Raw genomic sequence first — 25,127 nt, 5'->3', positions numbered from 1 at the left:
CGCGACGGGAAGTTCCATGAACCGCAAGGTCTACTCATCGGAGGGCGGGCGGCTGTGTCCCGACTGCGGCGAACCCGCCGACGGGTGCCGCTGCGCCGCCACGCCCGCGGCGTCGCGGGGCAGTGGTCGGGTGCGCGTGGGGCGGGAAACCAAGGGCCGTCGCGGCAAGGCCGTGACCGTGGTGTCGGGCCTGCCCCTGGGCGCCGCCGACCTGGCCGACCTGGCCAAGGCCCTCAAGGCGCGCTGCGGCGCGGGGGGCACGGTGCGCGACGGCGTCATCGAGATCCAGGGCGACCACCGCGACACCCTGGTGACCGAGCTCCAGTCGCGCGGGTACGACGCGAAGCGCAGCGGCGGCTAGGCGGCTAGTCCGGACCTTCGGTGGGCTCCATCTGCAGGATCTCGGCCCGGGCGACCAGGGGCGGCGAGGTCTCCCTGTGGCGGCGCAGGTGGGGCGATTCCATGTGGGCGTTCCACGCGGCGCGGGTCGTCCAGTTCTCGTAGAAGAGGAAGCGGCCGGGCCGCTCGAGGTCGCGGTGCAGGTCGTAGTCGAGGCAACCGTCCTCGGCGCGGGTGGGCGCGACCAGGGCGGCGAGGGCGGCGGCGAGCTCGTCCTCGCGGCCGGCGACGGCCTCGAAGATGGCGACGATGGTCAGGGGCTTGGCGGCGGTGGACACGTCGGGCTCCTTTTCCGGTGGAATGGAAACGATCGGGGCGGATCTTAACGGCCGTCCGCGCGGGGTCAAGACCGATGACCGACATCTCCCTGCTCGACCACTATGATCAGCCCGACCTGGCGACGCGCATCCTGGCGGCCCTGCGCGGGCAGGGCCTCGATCCCGACCGGCTCACCCTCGACGACCTCGCCCTGCTCGACGAATTCCACATCCGCGGTGCGGACGCGACCCGCGAGCTGGCGGCCCTGGCCGACCTGTCGCCGGCCTCCCACGTGCTCGATCTGGGTGCGGGGCTCGGCGGGCCGGCGCGGCGCCTGGCCGACCTCTCCGGCTGCCGCGTGACGGGACTCGAACTGGTGCCCGGCTTCTGTGGCGCGGCGACCCTGCTGACCGGGTTGGTGGGCCTGTCCGACCGCGTGGCGTTCCATGTGGGCGACATGGCCGAACTGCCGTTCCCGGCCGGCAGCTTCGATCGGGCCTGGTTCCAGCACACCCTGGCCAACGTCGCCGACAAGGCCGGCGTCGCGGCCGAGGTGCGGCGCGTGCTGCGACCGGGGGGGAAGGTGCTGCTGTACGAGGTGTGTCGCGGGCCGGGCGGACCGGTCCACCTGCCCGTGCCCTGGGCCAGCGCGCCCGCCCACAGCCACCTGCTGACGCCGGACGAACTGCTCGGTGTCTTCGCCGCGGCCGGTTTCACCATCACCCGGCGCGACGACTCGACCGCCGCGGCGGTCGCCTGGCTCGACGGCGTGGCCGCCGCGCCGCGACCCGACGCCCCGCCGCGGGGGCCGCGTCCGCATCTGGGTCTGGTCATGGGGCCGGACGCCGGCCTCAAGAGCCGCAACCTGGGTCGCAACCTGCGCGAAGGGCGCATCACCGTCCTGACGGCCGTGGGCGAGGCCTGACGCGCCGCGTGCCGGTTGCGGGGCCCGGAGCTTGCCCTTATCCTGCCTGAGAATCGCTTTCAACGGGGCCGACGGGAATCGCCGGACGGCCTTTTTCCGCAGCAGCACGAACGCTGTCACCAGCCAAGGAGATCAAGCCATGGCCCACGTTCTGCCCGAACTTCCGTACGCGAAGAACGGTCTCGAGCCCCACATCTCGGCCGAGACCCTCGAGTACCACCACGGCAAGCACCATCAGGCCTACGTCAACAACCTGAACAAGCTCATCGAGGGCACCGAGTTCGCGAACAAGTCCCTCGAGGACATCGTCAAGACCGCGCCCCGGGGCGGCCTGTTCAACAACGCGGCCCAGGTGTGGAACCACACGTTCTACTTCTTCGGCATGAGCCCCAACGGCGGCGGCGAGCCCAAGGGCGCCCTGGCCGACGCCATCAACGCCGCCTTCGGCAGCTTCGCCGAGTTCAAGGAGAAGTTCAGCAACGCCGCGGCCACCAACTTCGGTTCGGGCTGGACCTGGCTGGTGAAGGACGGCGGCGGCAAGCTGGAGATCCTGAACACCGACGACGCCGAGAGCGCCCTGACCAGCGGCAAGACGCCGGTCCTGACCATCGACGTGTGGGAGCACGCCTACTACGTCGACAAGCGCAACGCCCGCCCCGCGTACATCGATGCGTGGTGGAACGTCGTGAACTGGGAGAAGGCGGCCGAGCACTTCGGTTCGTAGGGTTCCCGGCGGGCCCTCGCCTCCGTTCGGAAGCGGCGCTCGGGGGACGGCATGAGATGAAGAGAGGGCCCAGGGGGCCCTCTCTTTGCTTGTGCGGTGAGGCCCTCGCGAACACTTCCGAACGGAGGCGAGGGCGCCTGTTTCATCTCACTTCAAGAGCATGATCTTGCGGTTGTCGACACCGTCTGCGGTGATGAGCCGGACGTAGTAGGCGCCGCTGGCGACGGGACGGCCGGCGTCGTCGCGACCCTGCCACATTTCGGCGTGGGGTCCGGCGGCGCGGGATTCATCGACGAGCGTGCGCACGAGGCGGCCGGTGACGTCGTAGATCTTCACGTCGACCTTCTGCGCGCGGCCGAGCTCGAAGCGGATCTCGGTGGCCGGATTGAAAGGGTTGGGGACGTTGGGCTGCAGCCCGGTCCGGGCCACGGGCAGGTCGGCGAGGTCGATTTCGACCTCGGCGCTGCGGGCTTTCTCGACCCCGTCCTGCAGGGCGGCGTAGCTGTAGAAGACCGCTCCGCCCCCGGGCAGTCCGGCCAGATCGTCCACGAACGCGAGGGCGCCGTTGTGTCCGGTCAGGGGCTGATCCGTGCGGCGTTCGGCGGCGCCGTCGACCCCGAGGCGGCGGTAGACGTGGAAACCGCTCCACTCCTCGCCGGAGACGTGCCAGCTCAACTCGACCTGCCGGGCCTGCCGGTGCGCCGAAGGGGTCGGCAGCTGCACGGCGACCGTCCCCTCGCCGTTGATGGTCGCTACGAGCGGCTGGCCGGTGGCGGGGAACATGGTGATCCGGGGCCCGAGGCCGAAGGGCCGGTTCATCCAGTACATGGGCTCCTCCGGACGCTGATCGGCGTGCGGCAGCAACGAGATCTCCGAATATGCGTGGGGGTCGTCCACCATGAAGTACAGGCTGGCCAGCAGGATCTCCGCGCCGTAGGGCCGGGGTTCCAGGTAGCTGACGACGACATCCGGCAGAGTTCTGAAGATCGTGGCGCGCCCCGGGACCTCGAGGCCCACGAACTCGGCCGGCCCGTCGACCTGGACCCGGCACTGCCAACCGCCCAGGCCGCCGGTGGTGCTGGCGCTCTTCAGGACCAGGTATCCGGGGACGAAGGGGAGCACTCCGTCCGGATCGATGTTGGTCGCGCCGTGGGCCTCGTCGAAGTAGATGCCGAGCTGGTCGACGCCCCCGGGAACCGCCGGCGTGGCGATGCCCGTGAGCGGAACGCCCGGGCAGGCGGAGAGCCCGAGGTCGACGACCGAATCGAGGATGCCTTCGACCCCCGGTGCGTAGATGACTTCCAGGGTGGTCGCCGAGTAGGGCGGGATTTCGGTGCGGGACAACGAAAAACGGATCCCCTCGGCATCGCAGGTCGGATTCAGCGGCATCGGCTGGACGGTCGGGTTGTCGATCCGCACCGAGGTCCGCACTTCGCCGCCGACGGCGAGCGGCCCGAAGTCGATCCCGAACGAATTCCGGATGCAGTCCGGAGCCGCATCGTGGAGGATCGAGCCGATGGAGTCGTCGAAGCGGATGGTCGACATGGCGACGTGCTGGTCGGCGCTCTCGGAGTACCAGGACATCTGCCCGGGCAGGACCGGGTCGCTCACGGGAGAGGCGCCGATCACGTGCTGCATTCCGGGTATGGAGACGACGGCCTCGAAAGTCGCCAGCACCACGTCGTCGGCGGTGGGCAGCGGCGACTCGAGGCTGACGACGAGATCGGGCATGCTGGCCAGGTTCACGCCACCGCCGGCGAGCTCCCAGCCGATCAGATCGAGACCGGGGGCCGTCGGTTCGACCCGGCACTCCCAGCCGTCGATGTTGCCGATCAGGCTGGGCCGGTGCAGCACCAGGTAGCCGGGAATCGTGGCCGGAACGGTGTGGATCTCGACATCGAAGTAGCCGAAGTGTCTCTCGTCCCAGTACGCCGCCAACAGGTCGGACTCGGTCCGCCCGAGGCTCCACCCGTAGACCGCCAGGCCCCCGCAGGCGTCGGCCCCGAGATCGATCCAACCTTCATACCAGTTCCAGGTGACCGGCGCCACGAACTCCACGGAGATCGAGGCTTCGCCGCCCGGGGCGATCACGATCGGTCCTGGTGCGACGATGAACTCCGGCTGGTTGCTCCGCGGGTCCAGGACCAGATCGGCGTCGCCCGCGTTGGTCACGACGACCGTCTCGAACCCGGACGACCCGGCGGGTATGGGCATGAAAAAGAGCTCGTCGGTGGAAAGGACGCACGTGGCGTCGGCCTCGGCGCCGCATGCGACGGGTGCCCCGTGCAGGCCGAGGAGCGTCGCCAGCACGGCGACCAGGGCGGCGGCGAAAGGATGCGCGACGGAACGTATGGGTAGACTCCTGCGACCAGTCATGGTGATCCCCCTTTGGAATGGCAGCTTTCCGGAGACGGGCGGGATGGTCCTGGTGAGGTGGGACCGCGCCGGTTGCGGACCGCGAGGCAGGGTGGCGGTCCATGCATGAGAATAGGGTGTGGGGGGCTGTCGGTCAAACCGGTCTCGTGACGCGGGATCCGGGCCCGCGCCTCCGTTCGGAAGAGGCGCTCGGGGGACGGCATGAGAAGAAGAGAGGGCCCAGGGGGCCCTCTCTTTGCGTGTGCGGTGAAGCCCTCGCGAACACTTCCGAACGGAGGCGAGGGCGCCTTCGATATCTCACTTCAAGAGCATGATCTTGCGGTTGTCGACACCGTCTGCGGTGATGAGCCGGACGTAGTAGGCGCCGCTGGCGACGGGACGGCCGGCGTCGTCGCGGCCCTGCCACATTTCGGCGTGGGGTCCGGCGGCGCGGGATTCGTCGACGAGCGTGCGCACGAGGCGGCCGGTGACGTCGTAGATCTTCACGTCGACCTTCTGCGCGCGACCGAGCTCGAAGCGGATCTCGGTGGCCGGGTTGAAGGGGTTGGGGACGTTGGGCTGCAGCCTCGTCGCGAAGGCCGGCAGCTCGGGCGCCAGGATCTCCACCTCGGCGCTGCGGCCGAGTTCGACGCCGTCCTTCAGGGCGGCGTAGCTGTAGAAGAGGCGGGTGCCGGGGACGGCGTCCGACAGGTCGTCGTGGAAGACGAGACCCGCGGGCGCGGGGGCGAGGGCCGCGGCGGTCCGACGTTCGGGGATCCCGTCGGAGGCGCGCCGGTAGACATGGAACCCGTCCCAGTCGCCGGACGCGACCCGCCAGCTCAGCTCGACGGAGCGGTCGCGGCCGAGGACGGAGGGCGTCGGCAGACTCACGGCGACCGGAGCTTCCCCGTTGATGGTCGCGACCAGATCGCGCCCCGTCGCCGGCAGCATGCGGCGCAGGAAGTCGGTGTCCGCCCCGCTCACCCAGTTCATCTGCCCCGGAACCCCGGGGACGCTCGTCGGGAGCAGCGAAATGAGCGTCGCTCCGAACGGATCGAGGGTCAGGAAATCGAGCTGGGCCAGCACCACGTCGTCGGTGTAGGGCAACGGGCTGGCGAGGCCGACCACGTAGTCCGGGGCAATGCCGACGTTGACGAACTGCCCGCTGAAGGCCGTGTTCGCCAGGACGCCGGATCCGACGATCTCGAGGCGGCATTCCCAGCCGGAGACGCCGCCGGGTGCGCCGGGATGGGCGAGCACGAGGTAGCCCGACACGACGGGCGTCGAGCCGTCCAGCAGCAGATTCGTCTCGGTGTGCTCCGCGTCCCAGAAGACGCCGATCTGGTCGGCCCCGCCGGGAGGTGCCGGCGTGGCTTCGCCCAGCACGATGACGTCGTCGCAGACGTCGGTGCCGAGGTCGACGACCGCGTCGAGGACCCCCGTGGCGCTGGGCGCGAAGTGGATCGTGAAGTAGCCCTGCCCGCCGGGCGGGATGACCGCCACCCGCGTCTCGATCGAGATGTCCGGGTGGTCGCAGCTCGGGGTGATGACGATCTCCTGGCTGGTGCCGTTGCTGACCCAGTCGTTGATCGTGGCCCGCGAACCGACGGCCATGGGGCCGAAGTCGACCACGCGATGCAGGAAGCCGCAGTCGGGTTCCGTGTCGTGGGTCACGCTGGCGACGACGCCGCCGGCGAGGACCGGGTTCATGGCGTGGCGCGGGCCGCCGTCGGGTTCGGACCAGGACATCTGGCCGGGCAGGCTGGCGCCGTCCGGGGCGCCGACGCGGAACTCGTGCCGGGTGTCCGGCAGGGAGATCAGCGCGCTGAACTCGGCCAGCACGTAGATGTCGGCGCCGGGCAGGGGCGAGGCGAGGGCGACGAGGAAGTCGGGCGCGAGACCCGCGTTGACGCCGCCGCCGCGAAGCTGCCAGTCGACGAGTTCGGCACCCGGCGCGGTCGGCTCGACCCGCGCCTCCCAGCCGGCGAGTCCCGCGGCCGGCGTCGGGCTCTTCAGCACCAGATAGCCGGGCAGCTGCGTGGGCACCAGGCCCACTTCGCCATGGGCGACGCCGAACTGGTCGTCCCAGTAGATGCCGAGGAGATCGATGCCGGTGATGGGGATGCCGCGACCGACGACCGGGATCGGCGCGCACGCCCCCGGGCCGAGGTCGATCGTTCCGGACTGGCTGACGATGGGCAGGAACGGCTGGAAGCGGATCTCGAGCACGGCCTGCTCGCCGGGCGCCAGGTCGTTCGTGTCGAGCGACGGGACGAAGGAGGGGTGGTCGGACGACGGATCGAGATGGAGCACGACGTCGCCGACGTTGCGCACGACGACGAGTTCGAAGGCCACGTTGCCCAGGGTCACGTCACCGAAGTCGACGGATGCCGGCATGATCTCGCAGCCGGCGTCGGCCGCGTCGGCCACGGCCCCGGTCGCTCCCACCAATCCGGCCAGGATCAGCAGGAGAACGGACAGGGCCGAACTCGCCGGACGAACCGGCACAATCACGAACTTGCGCATGGATATCCCCCTTGAATTTCTGTGAGGCATGGGGTCGCAGAAGACCCGCGGCCCGCCGCGTCCGGCGTGGCCGGATTCGGTTTCCTGCTTGAAGTTAGGGATCGTCCGACGGGAGGTCAAATCCGGTCCGCGGCGCCAGGGTCAACCGCACGTTGTCCACCTCGAACACGATCGGCCCGGTGGGCCGGTGCCCGAAGACCAGGACCCGGTCGACGTCGTGCAGGTCGAAGGGGCGGCCGGTGGGGCCGGCCTCGTTGCGGGTCATGCGGTCGCGCAGGGGGATGCGCACCGTCGTCCAGGCCGGGCCGATCTCGGCGCCGACGCCGACCCAGGACTCGTCGTGGCGGCCCGCGAAGTCGTCGAGACGGATGCCCATGCGCTGGGTCTCCGCCGGGCCGGACATGAGCCGCAGGTCGATCAGCAGGCTGTCGGCCGCCGACCAGTCGTGGGGGAAGTGGCGGAACTCGGCGCCGGGCCAGTGGCTGTCGGGTTTCGACGTCACCCGCACGACCCGCCCCGGCCCGTCGGCGGGCGTGGCGACCTCGAGCCGGGCGCCGTTGCCGAGCCACAGCCAGCGGTCGTGGCGGCCCTCGAGATCGGCCAGGAGCGGGAACGAGTCGCGGGCGGCGTAGGAGGCGGCGGCCTCGAAGGGCAGGTCGTAGATGCGGTAGGGCACCACCAGGAAGGCGGCGACCGCCAGCACGAGGCCGGCGCGGCGGCCGTGGCCGCGCCAGATCACCCAGCCGCAGATGATGGCGACGCCGACGAGGTCGAGCACGACGTCGAAGACCGCGGCGCTGCGCCCGAGGGGCATCTGCACGATCTCGATGGCCACGCCGAGTCCGGCCGTGGCGAGCGCGCTGCCGAGCAGCCGGCCGCGCAGCGGTCCCCACCAGTAGAACAGCAGGGTGAAGACGCCCATCAGCACCACGTGCACCTGGTTGCCCAGGGGCCCGATGATCGGGTGCCGGCGCAGCTCCATGGGGATGGGCACCAGGAAGGGGACGATCAGCACCAGCAGCAGCGCCAGGCCGAAGCGGGGATCGGTCAGGAAGCGGGGCGGGCGCACCGCCGGTTCCGGGCGCGGCGTCTTCATCAGGTGCGGGGATTCCAGGTGACCTGCTTCTGGCCGCGCAGGAACCGCCAGAAGGCCTGGGCGCTGGCGAGATTCACCACGCACAGGAAGTAGACGAGGCTGACGAGGCGCGGCGGCTTCTGACCCTGGCGGGTCATGGTGTGGCCGTAGAGAGCCATGGCGTAGACGACGATCTGGGCCAGGAAGAGGAAGACCCAGACGGCCTGGTTGGTGCGGCTGGCCAGGGCCCAGTTCGTCGTGAAGGCCGCCGCCTGGAACAGGAACGCCATGTAGCGCAATGCTTTGTGCGACCAGAGCTGCCACGCGAAGACGCCGAAGCGCACCGGGTCGAGCAGGGCGGCCTTGTCCTTCAGGGCGTGGAAGGCGCGCAGGCCCACGCGGACGCGCATGCGGTACTCGTCGCCACTGTCGGCGAGGGCGTCCTCGTAGAGCAGGGCCCGCGGCTCGTACACCACGCGGTGGCCCTGCTCGCGCACGGTCAGGGGCTGCACGAAGTCGGGCAGCTGGTCGGCGTTCATGGGGGTGTAGATCTCGCGGCGCATGGCGTCGACGCCGCCGTCGACCCCGACGACCGAACCGAGCTGCGTCTCCCACTCGCGCAGCTTGTTCTCGTACTGCATGTACGCGCTGCAGCCCTCGCCGGTGAGGCTGCCGTCGGGCGCCTTGTACACCATGCGCCCGGTCACGTAGCCGACCGCCGGGTCGGCGAAGTTGCTCACCAGCAGCCGGATCGTGTCGGGCGCGTAGAGGGAGTTGGCGTCGGAGAAGACGATGATCTCGCCGGTGGCCTCGGGCAGGGCCAGGTTCAGGCCGCTGGTCTTGCCTTGGCGGGGCACCTGGCGGATGAGCCGCACCCGGTCCGAACCGAGGCCGGTGACCAGTTCGTCGGTGCCGTCCTCGGACTCGTCGCTGACCACGATCACGTCGAGCTTGTCGGCAGGGTAGTCCTGCTCGAGCTTGTTGCGCACCGTGGCGGCGATGTGGGCGGCCTCGTTGTAGGCGGCGATGACGACCGTCACCGTGGGCTCGTGCGCGTCGTCGTGGCGCACCGTGCGGCCGGCGGCGGCGCCGAGCAGGCGCGCCAGCACCGGATAGCCGGCGTAGACGTAGGCGAGCAGCGCGAGGCTGAGCACGAAGATGGCGACGAGCATGGACAGGATCCTCCCGGGTGGAAACGACGGCCGCTTCCGGTCATCGGCACCCGAGAAGCTAGCTTGAATCGGGGGTGTTGGCGAGGAGCGATTCGGCCGGCAGACCCCCGGCAGACGTCCGGATGTGCTATGCTGGCAGCCGGTGCTCCGGATGGTCCGGGGCTGCACGGGCCGCCGCCGGCCCGCCGTCGCCAGGGGGGAAACCATGAAACGAATCGCGAACGCTCTTTTGATCGCCGCCGTCGGCCTGCTCCTCGCGGGCCCGGCCGTGGCCGTCATCGATCCGGCGCCCGACGTGGTGGGCGTGTACTTCGACCCGAACGCCGACACACGCGAGGTTTTCGTGGCGCCGAACGTGCCCTTCCACGTCTACGTCATCCTCACCAACCCGACCCATCCGGAGATCTGGGGCTTCGAGCTGGGCTACGAGCTCACGCCCAGCGGGCCGGCCGGCACCCTGTTCCGCCTCGGCCGGATCCTGCCGCCGGACTCGATCAATCTCGGCATCGACGACGACATCCTCGCCGGCAGCTACGTCGTCGGCATGGCCGCCCCCCTGCCCGGGGCCCAGGCCGTGGTGCTGGTGCAGTGGCAGTTCATGCTGCTGACGAACATGGCGGTGTATTTCCAGCTCGGGCCGTCCGAGGTGCAGTCGATTCCCGACGGCCTGCCGGCCTACGAGGCGGGCGGCGTCATCGTGCCCATGGGCCTGTCCTTCGGCTGCTGGACGCCGGGTTCGGGATCGGTGAACGAGGAGTGCGGCCTGGCCACCGAGGAGTCGACCTTCGGCGCGGTCAAGGCGCTCTACAGGTAGGAGACAGGGTCGGGCCGGTCCGGCGGGCCGGCCCGGCCACCGCGTCTCCCCAGGCGCGGGACCGGACCGGCGATCGCCGTTCCCGTGAGCTACTTCACCAGCGACATCCGCTGCACGACGCGCATGCCGTCGGCTTCCACCATGTAGAGGTAGATGCCCGAGGCGGCCTGGGCGCCGGACCACGTCACGACGTGGTCACCGGCGGCCTGCGGGCCCTGGACCAGCGTGTCCACGAGCTGGCCGCGCAGGTTGTAGACGGCCACCCGCACGTCGGTGGCGCGGGGCAGGCTGTAGGAGATCGTCGTGATCGGGTTGAACGGGTTCGGCGTGTTGGCCACGGCCACGGGGCCGCGCGCCGCCTCGGGCGTGTCGCCATCGTCGTCGTCGTCGCAACGGCCGTCCCGCCCCTGGGTGATCTCGTACACCGAAATCGAACCGGACACCTCGTTGGCCACCAGCAGCAGGGGCCGGCCGGTCGGGCTGTCGGCCGCCTCGACCACGCGCAGGCCCTCGGGGCCCAGATCGCCCACGGTCGGATCCTCGGCGTCGAGGTCCCACTGGCGGTCGTTCACGTACTGGACGAAGCGGGGCTCGCGGGGGTCGGTGACGTCCATGACGAAGACTCCGCCCATGCGCTCGAGACCGACGAAGGCGTAGTGGCGGCCCCACAGCCTGGCCACGGCCACGCCCTCGGGCTCCGGACCCTTGTCGTCGCTGCGGCTGTCGAAGCTGTCGTTGTCGTCGTTGTTGGAGTTGAACTGGCCGGGCAGCATGGCCGCCGTGACCTGCTCGAACAGGTCGCCGGTGTCGGCCACGAGCTCGCCGGCGGCGTTCCAGATCGACATGGAGCGGGCGCCGTAGCTGTACAGCACGTCCCAGTCGCCGTCGCCGTCGGTGTCGCCGTTGGCGCTGGTGGTGAGCAGGCGGCCGAGATTCGCGTCCTCCTGCAGGGTCGCGGCGTCGGGGAAGGCGGTCGGGTCGAGGTCGAGGTCCTTGACCCGCTCCTCTTCGCTGTAGCCGTCGTAGTCGCGGCTGTCGCCCTCGTTGGCGCTGACGACGTAGTCGCGGCCGCCGGTCCTGTAGCTGGCGATGCCGTCCGGCATGTACATGCCGCGCGTGGGCCAGTTGGCGATGTTGATCATGTCGTCGCGGTTGCTGGCGTCGAAGCCGTTGCCGGGCGCCAGGTGGTCCTTGAAGCCGAGAGGCACGATGTCGGTCACCTCGGCGCGCCGGATGTCGACGATGGCCAGGGCATTGGCCTCCTGCAGGGCGACCCAGGCCGTGCGGCCGTCGTGGGAGACGGCGATGTACTCGGGCTCGAGGTCCATGGCCGTGTTGGCGCCGGGGCCGAAGATCCGCACACCGGCGGCGCGCAGTTCGTCCTCGCGGCCGTTCCAGGCCTCGAAGCCGACGTTCACGGCGGTGGCGCCGGCGACGCCGTCCCGCAGGTCGACGATGGTCACGCTGCCGACGGGGTCGACCAGGTAGTCGTCGTCGGGCTCGCCCTCGTTGGCCACCAGGACGTAGCGGCCGTCCGGGGTGAAGAGGCACATGTCGGGCAGGGCGCCCGCCGGCAGGGCGTTCAGCATGGCGCAGTCGCCGTCGGTGGCGAAGAAGACGACCTGGCCGTCGGCCTGCTTGTCGTCGTTCTCGACGGCCGCGGCGAGCATGCCGTCGTGCACGTCGACGTGGTTGGCTCCCTTGCCCCAGGGCGTCACGTCGATGCTGAACAGGGCGGTCGGCGTGGCCGGCGTGCTCAGGTCGAGCACGTCGATGGCCCCCGTCGAGCCGTTGATGCTGAACAGGCGCATGGTGCCGGGATCGTAGGCGACGATCTCGCTCGCGCCGTCGTCGAAGACGCCGGTCGTCCAGTGGCCGAGGCGCACGAGAGAGACGTCCTTGTCGGCCGGGTGGCCGTGGTGCCCGCGGTGCCCGCGGTGGTCGCGGTCGCGGCCGCGGTCGTCGTGGCCGGCCAGAGCCGAACCGGCGATCAGGATGGCGAGAAGCAGCACGGCGGCGCCGCAGCGTTTGCTCGTCATGTCGGGATCCTCCCGGGAATGCTGGTGTCGATTGCAGGGTGATGGTGCCGGCAGTTTAGAAGCGGAGTGTTCAGATCGGGTTAGGATCGGGGCAGGGTTTGAAAAATATGCGCGGCGCGGGGCCGGCGCCGCGCAGGCCGGCGGCCGCCCCAAACCGCTCTACCGCTGGACGTTCGCGGCCGGATGACGTAGCCTCGCCCCATGAAGATCGGCCCCTTCGAACTCCCGGCCTCCTGGCCCGCCAGCACCCGCAATGCCCGCGGCATCGCCGTGGCGGCGGTGCTGCTGGTGGGGATCCTGTCCATGCTCTCGCTGCGCTGCAATCCGGTGGTGGGGCGCGACGCGGTGCAGGGCCTGGTGCTCGAGGTCGAGGCCGAGGGCCTGACGCCCTTCGGCGACGGGCAGGTCATGTCGCGGGTGCTGCTGGCGGTGCCCGAGCCGGACACGGCCCAGGTGCGCGTGTTCCTGCCGCCGCCGGTGCCCCGCACGGGCGACTTCGTGCCCCTGCTCCGCGAGAACTACAAGAAGGGGAACGTCGCGTACCAACTCGACCGGGAGCGCTGGCTCATCGACGGGCCGGCGCAGGCGCGGCCCTAGGTCCGCGCCGGGGGGAACTTCGTGAAGCGTCGCCTGCTGCGGATCCTGGCCATCGTCCTCGGTTCGGTGCTCGGTCTGGCGGTGCTGGCCGTCATCGCCGGCACCGTCGGCGTGCGCGGCAGCCTGCCGCGCCTCGCGGGTCGCGCCCACGTGGCGGGACTCGAGGAGGCCGTGCGCATCGACCGCGACGACCTGGGCGTGCCCTTCATCCAGGCCGCCAATCGCCCCGACGCCGCCCGCGCCCTCGGCTACCTCCACGCCCAGGACCGCTTCTTCCAGATGGACCTGCAGCGCCGCCTCGCGGCGGGCGAACTGGCCGCCCTCATGGGGCCGGCCCTGCTCGAGACCGACCGCGATCACCGCCGCCACGGCTTCCAGGACCTGGCCCGCCAGGTGGTGGCGGCCGCTTCGCCGTCGGATCGCGCCCTGCTGAAGGCCTACGCCGCCGGCGTGAACGCGGGCCTGGCCGACCTGCGCGCCCGCCCCTTCGAGTACTGGCTGCTGCGGCAGAAGCCCGCGGCGTGGCGGCCCGAGGACACGGTCCTCAGCCTGTACGCCATGGCCATCGACCTGAGTCTTTCGGGCGCCGTCGAGGAGCGCGACCGGGTAGTGGTGCGTGAGCTGCTGCCCGCCGGCGCCCAGGCCCTGCTCTTCCCGCGCGGCAACCGCTGGGAGGCGCCCCTGCAGGACGACCCCGTGTCCGGGGTGGTGATCCCCGACTCGGCGGCGTTCGACCTGCGCCGCTGGAAGTTCTCCGGAATGACGTGGCAGGCCTTCCACGACTCGGTGCGCCAGGCGGCGGACGCGGCCGCCGACCCGTCCGGCGGCGACGCGGCCGACCAGGTGCCGCCCCACGACCGCGCCGGCAGCAACAACTGGGCCGTGGCCGGGCGGCTCACCGCCCACGGCGGCGCGCTGATCGCCAGCGACATGCATCTGGCCCTGTCGCTGCCCAACACCTGGTACCGGGTGCGCATGGCCTGGCCCGAGGACGACGCCGTGCGCGATCTGGTGGGCGTGACCCTGCCCGGCACGCCGCTGCTCGTGGCCGGCAGCAACGGCCAGGTCGCCTGGTGCTACACCAACAGCCAGAGCGACACCGCCGACCTGGTCATCGTCGAGACCGACAGCACCGACGCCTCGCGCTACCTCACGCCGGACGGCCCGCGCCCCTTCGACCGCCGCCGCGAGGTGATCGCCGTGGCCGGCGCCGCGCCCGACACCCTGTGGGCCGAGTGGACCATCTGGGGCCCGGTGTGGAAGACCGACTACAAGGGCCGCAAGCTCGCCCTGCGCTGGACGGCCCACGACGCGACGTCGTCGAACCTGGCCCTGCAGCGCCTGGAGACGGTGGCGACCATCGACGAAGCCCTGGACGTGGCCGCGGTGGCGGGCATCCCGCAGCAGAACTTCGTCTGCGCCGACGCCGACGGGCGCATCGGGTGGACGATCATCGGGGCCATTCCCCGGCGCGAGGGCTGGGACGGCCGCGCGCCTTCGTCGTGGAGCGACGGTGCCCACCGCTGGACCGGGTACGCGACGCCGGACGAGCGCCCGCGCATCGTCGACCCGCCCGAAGGCCGGCTGTGGACGGCCAACAACCGCGTCGTGGGCGGCGCCGACCTCGACCTGCTCGGCGAGGGCGGCTACGCCACCGGTCCGCGGGCGCGCCAGATCCGCGACGCCCTGCGCGCCCTCGACCACCCCGACGAGGAGGACATGCTCGCGCTGCAGCTCGACGACCGCGCCGTGTTCGTGCAGGAGTGGCGCGACCTGGCCCTGCAGGTGCTCGAGCGCCATCCGCCCGCGCCGGGTTCGCCCCGCGACGTGTGGCGCCGCACCGTCACCGAGCGGTGGGAAGGGCGCGCGGTGCCGTCGTCGGTGTCGTACTACATGGCGCGCAACGTCATGTGGGGGTGCGTCGACGGCGTCTTCGAGGTGCTGCTGCGGCCGCTCCGCGCCCGCGATCCGCAGTTCCACGACTGGAGCCTGCCCTACCGGCTGGCCGTGACGTGGGAGCTGCTCGAGCAGCAGCCGCCCCACCTGCTGGCGCCCTGGCACGTCGACTGGGACGACGTGGTGCTGCAGGCCATCGACCGGGTCATGGCCCAGGCCGGCGACCATCCGGAGACCTTCACCTGGGCGACCCACCACGAGACCGTGATCGCCCACCCGTTCACGCAGATCCTGCCTCAGCTCTCGCGCTGGCTGGCCCTGCCGCCGGCCCACCTGCCGGGCGACGGCATGATGCCGCGGGTGCAGGGCGGGCGCAGCGGGGCGAGCAACCGCATGGTGGTCTCGCCGGGGCGCGAGCAGGACGGCATCTTCCACATGCCGGGAGGGCAGAGCGGGCATCCGTTCTCGCCCTACTTCACGAAGGGGCACACGGACTGGATGGAGGGGAATCCGACGCCGCTGCTGCCGGGGCCGGCGGTGCACACGCTGGTGCTGGAGGGTCGCTAGCAGGCTGTTGAAAACCCCATTCTGGTACCCGGTGCGGCTGGCCGGGCCGGCGATCTCGCGGAATCAGGCGCCGCGTCCGGCCTTCCCCTGCCCGGACACCGTCCGTTCGTGCGGGGCGCGCTGGCCGAAAAGCAGGACCGCCAGGCCGATGAGCACCGTGACGGCGATGCCCTTGTCGCTCATGTCCGCGCCGAAGAGCCCGAACACGCAGGCCAGGACGATGATGTAGAGGCCGAACCCGCCGACCCGCCCCACCGAGGTGAAGCGGAAGGCCAGGTACTGGACGAGGCCCGCCCCGAGGTTGCCGACCGCGATCATCAGGAGATCCCGTTTCAGATCGTCGCTCATGAAGTCCCCCTTGTCCGGCGCCGGCGGACCCGGCGGTGATGCGGGCCGGGCCGCGGCCCGTTCTATGGAACCGTCTCGACCACGTCGACCTCCACCTCGGGTCGTCCGTCCCGGGATTCCTCGACGCGCACGGTCCAGGTGCCGGCCTTCGGCACATCGACCGCGAACGACTCCGCGAAGTAGTCGGTGATGGCGGGGCACGACGCGTTCTCGTACTTCTCGCCCCACGCCGTGACCGCGACCGTCATGGTGGTCGTGTCGACCACCGCCGCGGTCACCAGATCGGTGCAGCGGTCGGGCACCGAGCCGTGGAGCCGGTAGGTGATCGTGCGCGGGCCGGTCGCGCTCGCGGTGAAGGAGTCGACGCGCGCCCAGGTGTCGATGATGGGCACGCCGCTGTTGGGGTTGCCTTCGCCCGACTTCGAACAGCCGGCCCCGCCGAGGGCGAGGGTCACGGCCAGCGCCGCGGCGAGGGCCAGGATCGCCGTCGGGCGGCGGTGGGGGGCAACGCGGGGAATCAGCATCCGGGCTCGCTTTCGGCGCGGGGCGGAGGGTTCGCTTCGTGCCATGATGGCAAAAGGGGGGCCGCGGCTCAAGTCCTTCGTGTCGGGCTCACCCGAAGAACAGATAACTGACCAGCACCGCCGCCACGACCCCGGCCAGGTCCGCCGCCAGCCCGCACACCACCGCGTGCCGCGTGCGCCGGATGCCGACGGCGCCGAAGTACACCGCCAGCACGTAGAACGTCGTCTCGGTGCTGCCCTGGATCACGCTCACCAGGCGGCCGGCGAAGCTGTCGGCGCCGTGGCTCTGCATGGTCTCGAGCATCATGCCGCGGGCGCCGCTGCCGCTCAGGGGCTTCATCAGGGCGGTGGGCAGGCCGTCGACCCAGGCCGTGTCGACGCCGAGGGCGCCCACGCCGGCGTGCACCCCGTCGAGGACCAGGTCGAGGGCGCCGCTGGCGCGGAACACCCCGATGGCCACGAGCATGGCCACCAGGTAGGGGATGATCCCCACCGCCACGCCGAAGCCCTCCTTCGCCCCGGTGACGAAGCTCTCGTACACGTTCACCCGCCGCCGCACCGCGCCCAGGATGAACGCGATGATCACCCCGAAGATGAGCACGTTGGCCAGCACCGACGACTGGGCCTCGAGGGCCGCCTGGTCCAGGCGCGCGAAGTACGCCACCAGCCCCGCCACCGTCGCCACGATGCCGCCCAGGTAGGCCAGCACCACCGGGTCGTGCAGCCGGATGCGCTGGAAGAACGACGTCGCCACGAGGCCCACCAGGGTGCTGCAGGTGGTGGCGATGAGGGTGGGCAGGAAGATGTCGGTCGGGTCGGCGGCGCCCATCTGGGCCCGGTAGGTGAAGATGGTGATGGGGATGAGCGTCACGGCCGACGTGTTGATGACCAGGAAGAGGATCTGGTCGTCGCTCGCCGTGTCGTCGGACCCGTTGAGGGTCTGCAGCTCCTTCATGGCCTTCAGGCCGAGGGGCGTGGCCGCGTTGTCCAGGCCCAGCATGTTCGCGGCCATGTTCATGACGATGCTCGACTGGGCCGGATGCCCCGCCGGCACCCCCGGGAAGAGGCGGCGCAGCAGCGGTCCGAACGCCCGCGCCAGGAAATCGACCGCGCCGCCCTGCTCGCCCACCCGCATGAAGCCCAGCCACAGGCACATGACGCCCGTCAGGCCGAGGGCGATCTCGAAACCCGTCTTCGCCATCTCGAAGGTGGCGCCGACCATCTCGCCCCACACCTCGCCGTGGCCGGCGAAGGTGCGCGCCAGGGCGGCCACCGCGCCGCCGCAGAAGAAGAGGATCCAGATCCGGTTGAGCATCGGGCGCGCGGGCTCCAGGGCTGCGGGTGGCCGGGCGGGCCGAAGCCCGCTAGACTACAGAACTCCACGGAACGAGTTCGGAGCAAGGTTAACGCCGTGCCCGCGCAGTGTATATCCCTTTCCTGAAGGTCGAACCCATGCCCGAGATCTGGTCCGGCACCCTGAAGAAGATGCGCGTCGAGGCGGCCGAGCCGGTGGCCTACTTCCTGAGCGACGGCTGGTGGGAGCAGGAGAACCGCGTCGCCGACGCGCCCCTGAATCCGCATCTCGGCGCGAAGGTGACTCTGCGATTCACGGGGAAGATCCAGTGCACCGCCTGCGGGCGCGCCACGAAGAAGACGTTCGGGCCGGGCTACTGCTTCCCCTGCTCGCAGACCCGGGCCGAGGCCGACATCTGCATCGTGCGGCCCGAGCTGTGCCACCACGGCGAGGCCGGCAACCCGTGCCGCGACGAGGAGTTCGCCCAGGGACAGTGCTTCCGGCCCCACGTGCTGTACGTGTCGCTCACCAGCGGCGTGAAGGTGGGCATCACGCGGCAGCCCAACGTGCCGTCGCGCTGGATCGACCAGGGTGCGGTGGCGGCGATCCCCGTGGCGAAGCTGCCGAACCGGCGCGAGGTGGGGCTGGTGGAGAAACGCCTCAGCGACGCCGGCTTCGCCGACAAGACCCACTGGACGCGCAACCTGAAGGGCCTGCCCGATCCCGGCATCGATCTGCGCGCCACCGCGGACGAGGTCGTGGCGCGGCTCGAAGAGTGGGGCGTGGCGGGGATCCTGCCCGAGTTCGAGCGCCTCGAGCACACCTTCACCTACCCCGTGCTGAAGTGGCCGACGAAGGTCACGAGCTTCAACCTGGACAAGGATCCGGTGGCGAGCGGCGTGCTCGAGGGGATCAAGGGGCAGTACCTGATCTTCGACACGGGCGTGATCAACGTGCGCAAGTACACCGGGTACCAGGTCGCGGTGGGCGCCGGGTAGCGGAACCGTCGGCGGGTCGCACCGGGGCGCCCCGCAAGGGGGAAGCTGGGACGCCCCGGTGGCCGTGGACGGGAGATTCCCGTCCCGGTGGCTGAGCCTGGCGGCTCAGAAAGTGACCGTAAGCACGGTCCCGGAGAAGGCGAAGCTCGTCCGCAACGTGCCGCCGCTGTAGGTGCCGCCTCCGTAGATACCATCCGTCGCCGTTCCCGTGCAGCTGCCGCCGGTGGAGACGCGGTACGTCGTCCCCGCGGCGAGGGCCGGCGTCGAGAGCAGGACCGACGAGTAGTTGCGGGCCGGCGCGAACGTGAGCACCGGGTTGCCGCTGGCGTCCTCGACATGGAACAGCGTGCCTGCGGCCAGGGTCTGGTTCGTCCGGATCAGGACCGCATACTGGCTCGATGCGCCGTGCGGAACCTCGTTCATGAACGAGTTGACCTGGGAAACCACCGTCACGCCGCCGTTCACGAGGAAGACGCCGTTCACGTCGATGCCGACCTCCGGCTGGCTCGGGGGCCCATGCACGACGAGGGTGCCGCCGTTGATGGAGAGCGTCCCGTTGCTGTCGAGGCCGTCGCCCGCCGGCGCATTCACGGCCACGTAGCCGCCGTTGATGACCATCTCGCTGCCGTCATCGGCCTCGCCGTCGACACCGAAGGTGGTGTTCAGGCCGTCATCCGTCGAGGTGACGTGGATCGCGCCGCCGTTGATCGTCAGGAACGGCGCTTCGATCCCCTCGAGGGACTGCACGATGTCGATCGTGCCGCCGTCGATGACGATGGCCTTCTTCGACTTGATTGCGTCGTCCGGCGAAGAGAGGGTCAGGACGCCGTCGGTGATCGTGATCAGGCTGTCGACGGTGATCGCCTTGGCTTCCGTGGCCTCGCCGAAGCCGGTGGAGATCGCGGCCCCCGACGTCGTGACCTGGATCGTCGGCGCCGACTGCACCGTGCCTACGGCCAGATCGCCGTCGACGGAGAGGCCGCGGCCGCCGCTGCCGGTGTGGCTGAGCACGAGATCGCCGGCCTGCAGCAGGCAGTCGCCGTCGGTCTTGATGCACGGACCGTGGTAGGCGTCGGTCACGCCGTTCTCGTCGACGTAGGTGCCTCCGCCGCCGCTCGACGTCACCGCCAGGAGACCCCCGGTCATCTCGATGTCGCCATCGCAGGAGATGCCGCGTCCGGCCTCGCCGCCGGTGGTGATCTCGACCTGTCCCCCTGCGATCCGCACGAGGTCGTCGGCCTTGATGGCGGAGCAGTAGGAGGGGTCGAAGCCGGCGCCCGAGGCCTCGAGTACGACGCCGCCGGACGTGTCGATGTGCACGGTGCCGTCCGTGACGACGACCGTCCCGGCATTGAGCCCCTTGGACTGATCGCCCCGGACGTCGATCACGACGTCGCCACCGTCGATCCGCAACTCGCCGTCGCACTTGACGGCGTCCTTGTCGTCCCCGGCACAGAGGACGGCGAGCGTACCGGACGAGATGACGACGGGTCCGTCGCCGCCGTCGATCCCGTCACCGTCGGCGGCCACGTCCACGCTGCCGGCCACGAGATAGAACCCCTCGTTCGTGTGGATGCCGTCCTTGGTCGCCCCGGTCACGGTGACGGTGCCGCCGTGGATCGCGATGAAGTCGTCGCTGACCAGACCGTGCTGGTCGTCGCCCCGGCCGGAAACGACCATCTCGCCCTCACCGCCGATCAGCAACTGGCCTTCGCTGAAGAAGGCGCCCTTCTGGTCCTCGTCGCCCGGAGGGTCGCTGTAGGTCGTGCCGTCGACCAGACGGCTGACGGTCCCGGCCGGGAGTTCGACCCCGATCGTCTCGTCGGCCTGGATGTTGATGGCCGGCCCGTCGAGGTTGGTGATCTGGACGCCGTCCAGCCGCAGCGTGAAGTCGCCGTCGCCGTAGACCTTGAACATGCCGTCCGCCGTGGCGCCCCCGAGATGATAGCGGACCCCGCCCAGGCCCCCCGTCGCGTTGACCGTTACATCGGCGCCGGACACGTCGACGGCGATGCCCACGTCGGCGAGGGGGTTGTCGACCGCGACCGTCGTGCCGGACCAGGTCACCGACACCGGCGTATCCGAGCTGTCGGCGAAGGAGAGGCTGTCGACGTCGGCGAGGTCGAATGCGCTGGACGAGCCGTCACCGAAATCCAGCACGAGCTGGGAGGTGTCGACGATGCTCAGTCCCGTCAGCCGGGGCACGGCGAAGCGCACGGCGCCGGTGGTCGTGTGGATGTTGAGTATGTCACCCGTGGCTGCCGGGAAGACGATGTCCGGAATGGCCTGGCTTCCGAACGTGATGCTGTCGATCCCGGCCAGAGCGAACGCGCGCACTTCCCCTGTCCGGTCGACGATCTCGAGATCTTGGGCAGCCGTCGATGTCGCCACGAAGGCGAGCGCGAGAGTCAGCAGGATGGTGTTCTTCATGGTGGCCTCCCGGCTACTTGATCAGGACGAGCTGACGGGAAAGGGTCGTCTCCGCGCCACGCACGGCACAGAGGTAGACGCCGGACGCGACGGCCACGCCCTGTTCGTCGAGGCCGTCCCAGACGACGCGCTGCAGCCCCGCCTCCTGTTTCCCGTCGAAGAGATCCCGGACCAGGGCGCCGTGGAGGTCGTAGACGCGGACCCGGACCGTTGTCGCCCCGGGGAGCTCGTACCGGATCGTGGTCGAGGGGTTGAACGGGTTCGGGTAGTTGGGCAGGAGTCGGAAGGAACCCGGGACTCCGCCCTGATCCCCATCGTCGCTCACCGACGATGGCCCGAGGACGAACACCATGCGGCGGATCTCCGCGTGCGGAATGGTGACGGTCTCTCCGGTCGAGAGGTGGATGGTGAGATCGCAGTCCTGGCCCCGGACGCCGGTGGCCAGTCCGAGCAGGGCGAGGAGGATCAGGAGCGGATGTTTCATGTCGGTTCTCCCGGTTGGGGGCGGACGTCATCCCGTGCGACCGCCGGTGGGGTGGCGATGCCGTCATGACAGCACCAGGGGCGTCGTCGTTAGGCCGTTTCGTGAATTTTCCGCAAAAAAACGCCCTGATGCGGCTCGAGGGGGCTAACGAACCGGGGGCCCCGGCTGTCAGAAGGGCGGGATCGTTTCCCCGCCGGCCGGATCGGGGTTTGCCCATTGGACACCGCACGGCCCGTTCCGTATGATCGCGGCCTCGAGCACGAGGACGGAGGGGCGACGATGCGGACCCGGTGCCAGCGGCCAAGGCAGGCGACCCCGCCCGATACGGGCGGTGCTGCGGCGTGACCATGGATGAGCAGGCCGGGCGCGGCCGGGGACCGGAGTCGGGTCCGGACGATGCGGCCCTCGTCGATCGCGTCCGGGCGGGTGACGCCCGGGCCTTCGAGGAGTTGATCCGGCGCCATGCCGGCGCGGCCTACGCCGTGGCCCTGGCCGTGGTCGGGACGGCGGCCGAGGCGGAGGACGTGTGTCAGGACGCCTGGTTGCGGGCGCTGGAGCGTCTCGACTCGCTGCGGGAGCCCGCACGGTTCGCGGCCTGGCTGCTTCAGGTCGTCCGGAACACGGCGCGCAACCGCCTGGAGTTCCGGCGGCGGCGTGAAGCGGACCCCCTGCCGCCGGACCACGACGTCCGGGTGGCTGATCGTGCCCAACCCGGGCCCTGGGGCGAATTGGCGCAGCGGGACCTGCGGAGCCGGCTCGAAGGCGCCCTGGCTCGTCTGGACGAGGTCCCGCGCCAGGTGGTGCTTCTGTACGACCTGGAGGGCTGGTCCCACCGCGCCATCGGCGATCTGCTCGGGATCTCCGAAGTGATGTCGCGCCAGCACCTGTTCCAGGCCCGGCGACGACTGCGGAAATGGCTCGCCCAAGCTGCTGAAGAGGAGTTCGGTGATGGCGACCGATCGTGACGATCACGCGGAGCCCATCGACCTGGCGTCGATCGGCCTGGGCAGCGACCCGGCGCGACGGGAATCCTTTGTGCGCCGTGTCATGGTGGCCGCGGCTCCGGAACTCGCCCGCCGGCGCCAGCAGGCTTCCCCGTGGGGACTGATCATGTCGTGGCGGCGTCCCCTGCTGGCCGGGGCCGGTTTGGCGGCGGCGATCGCGGCCGTCGTCCTGTTGGCGTGGTCGTCTCCGGTTCGGACCGAGACCACCCTGGACGAGGTGGCCGGAGTTCCCCGCGGTTGGGTGCCCTGGACGTATGCCGAGCGCAATCCGTCGCCCGGTGAGCTGCTGCTGCTGTGGGAGGGGGCCGAATGAAACGCGACTTCGAGTCCCTCGGACGGGTGCGTCTGCAGGCGGCGCTGCTGCTGGCGGTCGTGTTCGCCCTCGGCCTGTTCCTCGGGTTCACCGGTGGGCGGCTGCAGCACGGCCAGCGGCCCGGCCCGCCGCCGAAGGGGTTTCGGGGCCTTCCTCCGCATTTCCAGGACCGCCTCGACCTGACGGACGAGCAGTCCCGCCGCATCGACGCCGTCATCGCCGCCCGCAAGGCCCGGATCGATGAGGTCCTGGAGACCTACCTGCCTGAACTGCGCGCCCTCACCGACTCCATGCGGACGGACATCCGCGCGATCCTGACCCCGGAACAGCGCGAGGTGTTCGACCAGCTCGACCGCGAACCGGGTGGCCCGCGGAATGGCGGTCCCGGTCATCACGGGCCGGACCACGGTCCGGACGGCGGGCGTCGACCGCCGCCGCCGCCGCAGGACGGGTCACGGCCGTCGCGTTGAGCCCGTCCTGTCCTGTCTCTTCCGGTTGACGTTTCCCGTGCGCCGGTGAACCCGGATTGACGCTCCTTGCCCTCTCGCCTCCGCGGGTGCCCGCTTTCCCTGCGGCGTTTAGCCCGGTTGCCCGCCCGTTCGCACCCGCGCGACGATCGGGCCCCGCCCTTGCTGTCCCCTCCCCATCCCGACGCGCCATCGAAATGAACCAGGGAGGGTTGGATGAAGCGGATCACCCGGGAGATCTTCGAGCACATCACGCTGGACGCCAGTCTGCAGCGGTTGGACATCGTCGAACTGGAGGAGCGCATGGAATTCAGCCCCCTGCTCGTGAGCGAGGCGCTGCAGCAGACCCGGGCCGACGATCCGGCCTACTGCATCTGCCGCTCGCCCGAGCCCCGGCCCGACGGGTGGGACGACATCGACGTGTCCGACCCGGCCACCGACGGCATGGGCACGACGGGCACCACGAGCGGCGGCCGGCTCGGATGATCCGGCCCGCGGCATCCGGCCGCCTCTCGCGGCCCGGGACTCCGCGGAGTTCCGAGCCCGACGGGCGGCCGACCCCGCCCCGCCGCGTGCCCGTGCGGGAGCTGCGCGAAGCGGCCACCGTGTGGGACCTGTGGAACATGCGGGCGCTGTACCCCGCCGCGGAACGGGACGACCTGCTGCGCATCCTCGCGGCGCGGCGGCAGGGGCTGGCGAGAGAGCGGGAGGCTCTCGCCGGACTGTGGGCCGGGGACCAGGTCATCCTGGCCCCGGGCCGCAGCTTTCTCGCGACGAACCCCGACCTGGCGCGGGGCATCGTCGTCTCCCTGCACCTCGGGCCGTACCAGCTGCTGGCCGAGCCGTGGCTCGCCGCGGGGCACGATCCGGTGGTGCTGGTCAACGCCGGCGCCGAGGCCGAGTTCGCGGCGGTGGCCCGGCGCATGTCGCGCCACCTGAACCATCGTGGCCGGCTCGACTTCGTGAGCGTGGGGCCGCGTGGGGCGGCGGCGCGCATCATGCGCGCCCTGCGCGACGAACGGCCCGTGCTCGTCTACCTCGACGGCAACAACGGCGAGCGCGGCATGGCGCGCACGCGGGAGCGGGGGCTGGCGTACCACCTGCCCGGGCGCGAGATCCGGTTGCGCACGGGTCTCGCCCGGCTGGCGGTGCGGCTGCAGGCGCCGGTGCATCCGGTCGGCCTGCACTGGAATGGCGGGCAGGTGGTCTGGGAGCGCGAGAGCACGCTGCTCCCCGGGCGCGACGCCGATCCGGACGGGCTGACGCGCACCCTCTTCGACTGGGTGTTCAGCGCCGTGCTGCGCCGGCCGGAGCAGTGGCACCACTGGGCCCTGCTGCGCGACGCCAGCGCCTGCTTCGCCTCCTCCGGGCTGCAGCAGGCCCAGGTGCCGCGGGGGCTGCGCGACGACTTCCGCAAGGCCTTCGACGCCTGCCTCGACCGCTCGCCCGACACGGTGCGCCTGCGGCTCGAGAAGGATGTCGAGGTGTGGCCCGGCGACGTGCTGGCCGATCTCACCGACGATCGCTTCTACCCCGCAGCCGGCCTCGGCGACGGCGATCTGGACCTGCTGCGGTCCGGCGCGCCCACCCTGAGCGAGGTCGTCGCGGTGCACGGCTCGGCCTGGGTCCGTTTTCACGGCCTGCGCCTGTGCCTGCTCGGCATGGCCAGACTGGGGGGCTGAGCGGATGTGTTCCGGGCTGGACGTGGTCGCTCACCCCACCGGTCCCTGGCTCGTGCGGGTCGGGCCCGTGGTGTACGCCGTGCCGGCGGACCTGGGCCGTCCCCTTCTCGCCTGGCGGGGGCGCCGCGCCGCCGCCGATCTCGCCGCCGCCCCGGCGCCTGCCGGTGTCGACCCCGACCGGTGGCGCGACTTCGTCGCGGTCCTGGCCGGGGCGGCGGCCCGACCCGGGTGCGAGC

At 70.9% G+C, this 25,127-nt stretch carries 24 protein-coding genes; 13 read left to right on the top strand and 11 right to left on the bottom strand.

Annotation, left to right across the window (positions count from 1 at the left end; all coding sequences use genetic code 11):
* Window positions 1-16: 16 nt before the first annotated feature.
* On the top strand, window positions 17-361 hold the full coding sequence (locus KDM41_06835) for a translation initiation factor Sui1 (GenBank protein MCB1183129.1): 345 nt from the start codon (window positions 17-19) through the stop codon (window positions 359-361).
* Window positions 362-365: 4 nt separating this feature from the next.
* Here KDM41_06835 and KDM41_06830 read toward each other — a convergent pair whose 3' ends face one another.
* Window positions 366-656, bottom strand: a complete 291-nt coding sequence (locus KDM41_06830; GenBank protein MCB1183128.1) for an antibiotic biosynthesis monooxygenase — start codon at window positions 654-656, stop codon at window positions 366-368.
* Window positions 657-751: 95 nt separating this feature from the next.
* On the opposite strand from KDM41_06830, the gene KDM41_06825 reads away from it, so the two are divergent.
* Window positions 752-1,582, top strand: a complete 831-nt coding sequence (locus tag KDM41_06825) for a methyltransferase domain-containing protein (protein ID MCB1183127.1) — start codon at window positions 752-754, stop codon at window positions 1,580-1,582.
* 139 nt (window positions 1,583-1,721) lie between these two features.
* Window positions 1,722-2,306 carry a superoxide dismutase gene (locus KDM41_06820; protein ID MCB1183126.1) on the top strand — a complete coding sequence of 195 codons (585 nt, stop codon included), beginning with the start codon at window positions 1,722-1,724 and terminating at the stop codon, window positions 2,304-2,306.
* A 147-nt stretch (window positions 2,307-2,453) separates the two neighbouring features.
* Here the strand turns inward: KDM41_06820 and KDM41_06815 are convergent, their stop codons facing one another.
* The 4 genes from KDM41_06815 to KDM41_06800 all read right to left on the bottom strand — a co-directional run bounded on the left by KDM41_06815 (window position 2,454) and on the right by KDM41_06800 (window position 9,434).
* Window positions 2,454-4,520: a T9SS type A sorting domain-containing protein gene (locus KDM41_06815; GenBank protein ID MCB1183125.1), complete on the bottom strand. Its 2,067-nt coding sequence runs from the start codon at window positions 4,518-4,520 to the stop codon at window positions 2,454-2,456.
* A gap of 459 nt (window positions 4,521-4,979) precedes the next feature.
* Entirely contained in the window at window positions 4,980-7,187 is a 2,208-nt protein-coding gene (locus tag KDM41_06810; protein ID MCB1183124.1) for a choice-of-anchor D domain-containing protein, read from the bottom strand.
* A gap of 94 nt (window positions 7,188-7,281) precedes the next feature.
* A complete protein-coding gene (locus KDM41_06805) occupies window positions 7,282-8,283 on the bottom strand; it encodes a VanZ family protein (GenBank protein ID MCB1183123.1) in 1,002 nt (333 codons plus the stop codon).
* Window positions 8,283-9,434, bottom strand: coding sequence for a glycosyltransferase family 2 protein (locus tag KDM41_06800; GenBank protein ID MCB1183122.1), 1,152 nt, complete (start codon window positions 9,432-9,434; stop codon window positions 8,283-8,285). The genes KDM41_06805 and KDM41_06800 overlap by 1 nt, the downstream gene beginning before the upstream one ends.
* A 205-nt stretch (window positions 9,435-9,639) precedes the next feature.
* On the opposite strand from KDM41_06800, the gene KDM41_06795 reads away from it, so the two are divergent.
* Window positions 9,640-10,248 (top strand): hypothetical protein, encoded by a 609-nt coding sequence (locus KDM41_06795; GenBank protein MCB1183121.1) that lies wholly within the window; start codon window positions 9,640-9,642, stop codon window positions 10,246-10,248.
* An 89-nt stretch (window positions 10,249-10,337) separates the two neighbouring features.
* On the opposite strand, the gene KDM41_06790 is transcribed toward KDM41_06795, so the two are convergent.
* The gene (locus KDM41_06790) at window positions 10,338-12,287 is read right to left on the bottom strand and encodes a choice-of-anchor I family protein (GenBank protein MCB1183120.1); all 1,950 of its coding nucleotides are present in this window, start codon (window positions 12,285-12,287) and stop codon (window positions 10,338-10,340) included.
* Window positions 12,288-12,488: 201 nt separating this feature from the next.
* On the opposite strand from KDM41_06790, the gene KDM41_06785 reads away from it, so the two are divergent.
* Complete coding sequence (locus KDM41_06785; GenBank protein MCB1183119.1) at window positions 12,489-12,884, top strand: hypothetical protein; 396 nt, start codon at window positions 12,489-12,491, stop codon at window positions 12,882-12,884.
* 21 nt (window positions 12,885-12,905) lie between these two features.
* A complete protein-coding gene (locus tag KDM41_06780) occupies window positions 12,906-15,347 on the top strand; it encodes a penicillin acylase family protein (protein MCB1183118.1) in 2,442 nt (813 codons plus the stop codon).
* 63 nt (window positions 15,348-15,410) lie between these two features.
* Here KDM41_06780 and KDM41_06775 read toward each other — a convergent pair whose 3' ends face one another.
* From KDM41_06775 to KDM41_06765, 3 genes are all read right to left on the bottom strand, one after another.
* Window positions 15,411-15,695, bottom strand: coding sequence for a hypothetical protein (locus KDM41_06775; protein ID MCB1183117.1), 285 nt, complete (start codon window positions 15,693-15,695; stop codon window positions 15,411-15,413).
* 62 nt (window positions 15,696-15,757) lie between these two features.
* Entirely contained in the window at window positions 15,758-16,219 is a 462-nt protein-coding gene (locus KDM41_06770) for a hypothetical protein (GenBank protein MCB1183116.1), read from the bottom strand.
* An 88-nt stretch (window positions 16,220-16,307) separates the two neighbouring features.
* Window positions 16,308-17,534 (bottom strand): spore maturation protein, encoded by a 1,227-nt coding sequence (locus KDM41_06765; protein ID MCB1183115.1) that lies wholly within the window; start codon window positions 17,532-17,534, stop codon window positions 16,308-16,310.
* 137 nt (window positions 17,535-17,671) lie between these two features.
* On the opposite strand from KDM41_06765, the gene KDM41_06760 reads away from it, so the two are divergent.
* Window positions 17,672-18,511 carry a DUF2797 domain-containing protein gene (locus KDM41_06760; protein ID MCB1183114.1) on the top strand — a complete coding sequence of 280 codons (840 nt, stop codon included), beginning with the start codon at window positions 17,672-17,674 and terminating at the stop codon, window positions 18,509-18,511.
* 105 nt (window positions 18,512-18,616) lie between these two features.
* Here KDM41_06760 and KDM41_06755 read toward each other — a convergent pair whose 3' ends face one another.
* Together KDM41_06755 and KDM41_06750 are read right to left on the bottom strand one after the other, a co-directional pair.
* A complete protein-coding gene (locus KDM41_06755) occupies window positions 18,617-20,941 on the bottom strand; it encodes a carbohydrate-binding domain-containing protein (GenBank protein MCB1183113.1) in 2,325 nt (774 codons plus the stop codon).
* Window positions 20,942-20,954: 13 nt separating this feature from the next.
* The gene (locus KDM41_06750) at window positions 20,955-21,425 is read right to left on the bottom strand and encodes a T9SS type A sorting domain-containing protein (protein ID MCB1183112.1); all 471 of its coding nucleotides are present in this window, start codon (window positions 21,423-21,425) and stop codon (window positions 20,955-20,957) included.
* Between the two features lie 341 nt (window positions 21,426-21,766).
* Between KDM41_06750 and KDM41_06745 the strand changes: the two genes are divergently transcribed.
* The 6 genes from KDM41_06745 to KDM41_06720 form a co-directional block, all read left to right on the top strand.
* Window positions 21,767-22,390: an RNA polymerase sigma factor gene (locus KDM41_06745; protein MCB1183111.1), complete on the top strand. Its 624-nt coding sequence runs from the start codon at window positions 21,767-21,769 to the stop codon at window positions 22,388-22,390.
* The gene (locus KDM41_06740) at window positions 22,374-22,742 is read left to right on the top strand and encodes a hypothetical protein (GenBank protein MCB1183110.1); all 369 of its coding nucleotides are present in this window, start codon (window positions 22,374-22,376) and stop codon (window positions 22,740-22,742) included. Before KDM41_06745 ends, KDM41_06740 begins: the two co-directional genes overlap by 17 nt.
* The gene (locus tag KDM41_06735; protein MCB1183109.1) at window positions 22,739-23,212 is read left to right on the top strand and encodes a hypothetical protein; all 474 of its coding nucleotides are present in this window, start codon (window positions 22,739-22,741) and stop codon (window positions 23,210-23,212) included. Before KDM41_06740 ends, KDM41_06735 begins: the two co-directional genes overlap by 4 nt.
* A 213-nt stretch (window positions 23,213-23,425) precedes the next feature.
* Window positions 23,426-23,695, top strand: coding sequence for a hypothetical protein (locus KDM41_06730; protein MCB1183108.1), 270 nt, complete (start codon window positions 23,426-23,428; stop codon window positions 23,693-23,695).
* Window positions 23,692-24,891 (top strand): hypothetical protein, encoded by a 1,200-nt coding sequence (locus tag KDM41_06725; GenBank protein ID MCB1183107.1) that lies wholly within the window; start codon window positions 23,692-23,694, stop codon window positions 24,889-24,891. The genes KDM41_06730 and KDM41_06725 overlap by 4 nt, the downstream gene beginning before the upstream one ends.
* Window positions 24,892-24,895: 4 nt before the next feature.
* Window positions 24,896-25,127 (top strand): hypothetical protein (locus KDM41_06720; GenBank protein MCB1183106.1); only part of this gene is annotated, 232 nt, incomplete at its 3' end.

It is taken from the genome of bacterium (genome assembly GCA_020440705.1).
Taxonomy (GTDB): Bacteria; Krumholzibacteriota; Krumholzibacteriia; order LZORAL124-64-63; family LZORAL124-64-63; genus JAGRNP01.
Note: the sequence above shows the minus strand (reverse complement) of the source record. Positions and strands in the feature narration are given on the sequence as shown.

What these genes read in the sequence shown, in the direction of transcription:
- KDM41_06835 (MCB1183129.1), top strand. Translation starts at nt 17, where the DNA reads ATGAACCGCAAGGTCTACTCATCGGAGGGCGGGCGGCTGTGTCCCGAC.
- KDM41_06825 (MCB1183127.1), top strand. Translation starts at nt 752, where the DNA reads ATGACCGACATCTCCCTGCTCGACCACTATGATCAGCCCGACCTGGCG.
- KDM41_06820 (MCB1183126.1), top strand. Translation starts at nt 1,722, where the DNA reads ATGGCCCACGTTCTGCCCGAACTTCCGTACGCGAAGAACGGTCTCGAG.
- KDM41_06815 (MCB1183125.1), bottom strand. Translation starts at nt 4,520, where the DNA reads ATGCCCATACCCGCCGGGTCGTCCGGGTTCGAGACGGTCGTCGTGACC.
- KDM41_06810 (MCB1183124.1), bottom strand. Translation starts at nt 7,187, where the DNA reads ATGCGCAAGTTCGTGATTGTGCCGGTTCGTCCGGCGAGTTCGGCCCTG.
- KDM41_06805 (MCB1183123.1), bottom strand. Translation starts at nt 8,283, where the DNA reads ATGAAGACGCCGCGCCCGGAACCGGCGGTGCGCCCGCCCCGCTTCCTG.
- KDM41_06800 (MCB1183122.1), bottom strand. Translation starts at nt 9,434, where the DNA reads ATGCTCGTCGCCATCTTCGTGCTCAGCCTCGCGCTGCTCGCCTACGTC.
- KDM41_06795 (MCB1183121.1), top strand. Translation starts at nt 9,640, where the DNA reads ATGAAACGAATCGCGAACGCTCTTTTGATCGCCGCCGTCGGCCTGCTC.
- KDM41_06790 (MCB1183120.1), bottom strand. Translation starts at nt 12,287, where the DNA reads ATGACGAGCAAACGCTGCGGCGCCGCCGTGCTGCTTCTCGCCATCCTG.
- KDM41_06785 (MCB1183119.1), top strand. Translation starts at nt 12,489, where the DNA reads ATGAAGATCGGCCCCTTCGAACTCCCGGCCTCCTGGCCCGCCAGCACC.
- KDM41_06775 (MCB1183117.1), bottom strand. Translation starts at nt 15,695, where the DNA reads ATGAGCGACGATCTGAAACGGGATCTCCTGATGATCGCGGTCGGCAAC.
- KDM41_06770 (MCB1183116.1), bottom strand. Translation starts at nt 16,219, where the DNA reads ATGCTGATTCCCCGCGTTGCCCCCCACCGCCGCCCGACGGCGATCCTG.
- KDM41_06765 (MCB1183115.1), bottom strand. Translation starts at nt 17,534, where the DNA reads ATGCTCAACCGGATCTGGATCCTCTTCTTCTGCGGCGGCGCGGTGGCC.
- KDM41_06760 (MCB1183114.1), top strand. Translation starts at nt 17,672, where the DNA reads ATGCCCGAGATCTGGTCCGGCACCCTGAAGAAGATGCGCGTCGAGGCG.
- KDM41_06755 (MCB1183113.1), bottom strand. Translation starts at nt 20,941, where the DNA reads ATGAAGAACACCATCCTGCTGACTCTCGCGCTCGCCTTCGTGGCGACA.
- KDM41_06750 (MCB1183112.1), bottom strand. Translation starts at nt 21,425, where the DNA reads ATGAAACATCCGCTCCTGATCCTCCTCGCCCTGCTCGGACTGGCCACC.
- KDM41_06740 (MCB1183110.1), top strand. Translation starts at nt 22,374, where the DNA reads ATGGCGACCGATCGTGACGATCACGCGGAGCCCATCGACCTGGCGTCG.
- KDM41_06735 (MCB1183109.1), top strand. Translation starts at nt 22,739, where the DNA reads ATGAAACGCGACTTCGAGTCCCTCGGACGGGTGCGTCTGCAGGCGGCG.
- KDM41_06730 (MCB1183108.1), top strand. Translation starts at nt 23,426, where the DNA reads ATGAAGCGGATCACCCGGGAGATCTTCGAGCACATCACGCTGGACGCC.
- KDM41_06725 (MCB1183107.1), top strand. Translation starts at nt 23,692, where the DNA reads ATGATCCGGCCCGCGGCATCCGGCCGCCTCTCGCGGCCCGGGACTCCG.